Source organism: Sulfurihydrogenibium yellowstonense SS-5, from assembly GCF_000173615.1.
Taxonomy (GTDB): Bacteria; Aquificota; Aquificia; order Aquificales; family Hydrogenothermaceae; genus Sulfurihydrogenibium; species Sulfurihydrogenibium yellowstonense.
Genome location: NZ_ABZS01000147.1, coordinates 1 through 4,514 on the forward strand (window position 1 = coordinate 1; position 4,514 = coordinate 4,514).

Consider the following 4,514-nt stretch of genomic DNA (forward strand, 5'->3'; position numbering starts at 1 on the left):
TTGTTTTATCGTAAAGAGGAACGCCGCATTCGTAAGGATAGCCTTCATAAGGTTCCGGTGTCTTTGGTGCAAGAAGTCTGTTTATAACTAATAGAACTACTCCGATTGCGGTAGCCAGTATGAAGAAAATTGTTAGTCCTAAATAACCTGTGGTCATTATCGGCTCTCCTCTATAAAATTTCTTAAATTAGGATAACTCAAAATAAGAAAGTTTGCAAGAGTTTGTATAAGTCATACCAGTTTGGGAAAATTCCGATTTATTTGAATTTATAATATCACAAAAGTATTGTAAAGGTGATTTTTTGTTTAAACTATGATGAGGTCTTTCTGTGTTATACCATAACATATATTGCAACATCTTTTTATTAAACTCATGAATGTCTTTTAATTCGTAATCTTCGTAGTACATGATAAATTCATCCTGTAATGTCCTATTCATTCTCTCTACATATGCTTGTCCTTTTGGATATCTTGGATAGTTAAAATAATGTTTTATATCTTTTTTCTTTAATGCTTTGGTAAACTCGCCTAAGAATTCACTGCCATTATCTGTTTGTATACCTTTTATCTCAAATGGCATTGCTTTTATCAATTTCTCTAAAAAGTCTTTCGCATTTTTACTGTTTAGTCTGTCATATGCAAAAGTAAAGGAGATTCTTGTTTTTACATCTTTGGCTACAAATATATAAACTTTTCTACCATTTACATATTCATGCTTAGTATCTATTTGTACTAATTCTCCTGGTTTTGTTGGTTTTTTGTCTTTATATCTATCTTTCTTTGTTTTCTTTTTAATTTCTTTTACCATTAACTCTCCAGTTCTTCCGTTGATTGTGATTCTTTGCCTGGCATACTCATGATTTAACTTCCTTTCATCTTTAAGCATCTTTATTATATTTCCAATTGAACTTACAGATATCGTAGGAATGTTGTGCTGCTTACAAAGCTCATCAAGTAAAACCTTTATTTTTTCTTTTCCAAGCTTAGGATGTTTTTTTCTGATTTCTAAAACTAATTGTTTATGTTTTTCTGTTATTTTTTGTAATTTTTCTAACTTCATTCCTTTTTTTGACACATAACGATTTTTTAAAGATACTGGATTGTTATTACTGCTTTTATACTCTTTAATCCATCTGTATATGGTAGATTTTGATACACCAAAAGCTTCTACTGCAAGTTTTACTGAGTGTTTTAAGGCAAACTCTACAACTTGCAATCTAAACATTATTTCTGGATGTTTTTGTATAACATCATCTAATTCTTTTACTTGTTTTAAAAGCTTTCTTTCAAGTGTATTAATTCTCTGAATGTAGGTAGATGTCCCTACTTTCTTTCTCATCTTTATCCCTCCGATTTTCATAATTTTAAATTCTTATATTATATTCTCCCATGTTTCTTTTAGCTTGTACAGAGTTTTAAAACACAGTTTGAATTTTTTCTGACGAAATCTTGTTAAGAAATTGAAAAATTGATCTTAATTTAATAAAGACTGTTCCAAAATTTTTGTAAGTTTGTCTTTTCCTGTTATCCTGAGGCTGTAAAGCTGAAAGATTTCCTCTTTTGGTCTTTTGACTTGGAAAGAAAAAATATGATATTCTTCGCTGGCTGCAGAATAAAGATGTTGGTTTTTTGAACTGTCTCGTAACATTTCTCAGCTTTCATTACGACTCTCTAATGCCATCTTGTATGCTTGATTCTTAGACAAATTATACTCATCAGCTATAATTTTTGCTATCTCATTTGACTTTAAGTTTTGATTTTTTAGCTCTATTATTCTTCTTTTTATTTCATCTTCATCTATAGCAGCTTCCTTTTCTGATGGATGGACAAGAATAACAAACTCACCTTTTATCTTGTCTGGATTTTTTTCAAAAAAATCTAAAATTTCAAAAGGATTGCCAATGATAAACTCTTCATGAATCTTTGTAAGCTCTTTTGCAACAACGATATTAGCTTTTTCATCAAGATCTTTTATAAGATCGACAGTATCCATAACTCTATTTGGACTTTCATAAAGTATTAAGGTTGCATCTAACTCTATATATTTTTTCAAAACCTTTTCTTTGTGAGATCTTTTTTGCGGAAGAAATCCTAAGAAAAGAAATTTATCTGATGGTAATCCTGAGGCAGATAGTGCCGCAGCTCCTGCAAATGGGCCAGGAATTGGCACAACTTTTATATTATTTTCTCTTGCCTTTTTTACAACTCTATAACCAGGGTCTGAAATGCAAGGAGTTCCAGCATCAGAAACCAATGCTACATCTTCTTTTTCTAAAATCTTTAATATCTTTTCTGATGCTTCTTCTTCGTTATGCTCGTGATAGCTAATTAGATGTTTATCTTCTATGCCATAAAAATTTAGCAGTTTTTTTGTTTGTCTTGTGTCTTCGCAAGCTATATATTTAACCTTTTTAAGTGTATCTAAGGCTCTAAACGAGATATCCTGAAGATTTCCGATGGGAGTAGCAACAACGTACAAAACAGCCATTACGGTAATCTTAACACATTATTTTGAATGCTACCATAACCTACAAAAACATTGTTTTTATATACAGCAACCTTACCATCCGGAAAGTATTTTTTAGAGTTTATGGTGTTTACTTTAGAATAAGGAAGCTCTAATCTGTCAATATTTACAAGCTTTGATGTATAAGGTTCAATGACTGTCTTATCGTACAATTTCACTACTCTCTCATTTTCTTTAATGTATAAAGCCACATCATTTAATCTTATAGGTGTGTTGTTTACTATCTTGTAAAAGCCATTTAATACAACTTTATTATTTGATATATCGGCAGTATAAACTACATCCCAGCTGAATCCATTTATTGGATAAATTAAATTTATTCCGGCTGAAACAGGTTTATCTGAGTTTAGTTTTATCGTTACTCTTGGTGCTTGAATATCTTGCCACTTTAAAGAAGATGAAAGTCTGTTTGGAAATGTTGGTAAAGTTGTTACTACTACACCGTTTTTTGTATCCAAGGTTATAAAATTGTCTTTTACAGATATGACTGTTCCACGTATTAATCTTCCGTCTCCTTCAATAGATATAGTCTTCCCAATAAGATTTTCTATAAAGTTTTCTTTTGTTGGTTCTATCATGTATCCAGATATTTTTACACTGCTATCTGAAGGCTTTATAACCAAATCATCAGTGTTAGCCATTGGTAAAAGCTGAATTGGTCCAATAATTGTCTCGCCTTGTGCTAATAAAAACTGGGAATACTGGATATAGGTAGATGAACCCTTTTTATTTACTATCAAACTGTCTGCAAATGAAAAACTAAATAAAAATAAAATTATAGCACTGACTTTCTTAAACATTTAAACTCCTTTGTTGGTTTTTTGTAAAAAAATATTATATAACAGATGGAGAGAGACCTATAAAATCTAATAAATCTGAGAGTGATACTGACTCTATGTCTGAAGATACATCATCAATAACATTGTTTATCATGCTTCGTTTTTCTTCAAGCTTTTGCAAGATTTTTTCTTCTACTGTATTTTGAGTTATGAATGTGTAAATATTGACTTTGTTTTTTTGACCTATTCTATGAACTCTATCTTCTGCCTGCCACATTTTGGCCGGATTCCAATGTAAATCAAAAAATATTACATAACTACTTGATGTTAGTGTCAATCCTTCTCCTGCTGCATTAATTGTTCCTACAAAAACTAAACATTTTTCATCTTCTACAAACTTTTTAACGGCTAAATTTTTCTCTTCTGGTTTTAAAGAACCATGATAACTTACTATCTGCTGTGGTTGTAATATTGTTTTTAAATTTTTAATTATTTTATCAACGCCTTCATTCACAAAGTTTGTAAAAATAACGACTTTTTCTTTTTGGTCAGCTAATTCTTTTACTATTTCTTTCAACCTTTCTGCCTTTGGACTGTGGATTGATTCGGGCGGGAAATTACAAATCTGTCTAAGTTTTTGTAGTGAAAAAATTAAATTTTGCTTCATCATATAATTAAAGTTTTTTTCATACTTAATTCTTTCATAGAGATTTAAAAGCCTACTTCTTTCATAGTTTAAATAGTTTTCGTAGTACTGTTTTTGTATTGGACTTAACTCAAATTTTTCTATTTCTGGCGGCAGCTTTTCCGGAAGCTGTGAAAGAACATCTTTTTTCAATCTTCTTAGCATAATAGATTTTAAAATCTCTTTTAGCTCTTCAATTGTAAGATTATCAAACTTTTGATTTGGTATAAGAAATTCCAGCAAAGATACAAGTTCTTTTATGTTGTTTTGAAGCGGAGTTCCTGATAATGCCCATCTATACTGGACATTCTTAGAAATACTTTTAACGGCTTTTGCTTTGAATGTATCCTTATTTTTTATGTTATGAGCCTCATCTAAAACTATTAAGTCAAGATTTTTTGAAAAATCTTTTAATAGCACTGATTTTTCTTTATAATCGTTTTTTAAAGTATCATAGCTAATTATATAAACATGGGCTTTTATCTGCCAAAGAATATTTCTCATATCTTTTGTATCATTGATA

At 30.2% G+C, this 4,514-nt stretch carries 4 protein-coding genes; all 4 read right to left on the reverse strand.

Annotation, left to right across the window (positions count from 1 at the left end):
- Window positions 1-187: 187 nt before the first annotated feature.
- Window positions 188-1,339: a DDE-type integrase/transposase/recombinase gene (locus tag SULYE_RS06355; RefSeq protein WP_007547679.1), complete on the reverse strand. Its 1,152-nt coding sequence runs from the start codon at window positions 1,337-1,339 to the stop codon at window positions 188-190.
- A 312-nt stretch (window positions 1,340-1,651) separates the two neighbouring features.
- On the reverse strand, window positions 1,652-2,488 hold the full coding sequence (gene rsmI, locus SULYE_RS06360) for a 16S rRNA (cytidine(1402)-2'-O)-methyltransferase (RefSeq protein ID WP_007547681.1): 837 nt from the start codon (window positions 2,486-2,488) through the stop codon (window positions 1,652-1,654).
- A complete protein-coding gene (locus SULYE_RS06365; RefSeq protein ID WP_007547682.1) occupies window positions 2,488-3,327 on the reverse strand; it encodes a DUF6897 domain-containing protein in 840 nt (279 codons plus the stop codon). The genes rsmI and SULYE_RS06365 overlap by 1 nt, the downstream gene beginning before the upstream one ends.
- Window positions 3,328-3,361: 34 nt before the next feature.
- The coding region (locus tag SULYE_RS06370; protein ID WP_007547684.1) for a DEAD/DEAH box helicase at window positions 3,362-4,514 on the reverse strand (1,153 nt) is incomplete at its 5' end.

Bases quoted from the DNA above. Each gene is read 5' to 3' on its own strand.
- SULYE_RS06365 (WP_007547682.1), bottom strand. From the start codon at position 3,327: ATGTTTAAGAAAGTCAGTGCTATAATTTTATTTTTATTTAGTTTTTCA.
- SULYE_RS06355 (WP_007547679.1), bottom strand. From the start codon at position 1,339: ATGAGAAAGAAAGTAGGGACATCTACCTACATTCAGAGAATTAATACA.
- rsmI (WP_007547681.1), bottom strand. From the start codon at position 2,488: ATGGCTGTTTTGTACGTTGTTGCTACTCCCATCGGAAATCTTCAGGAT.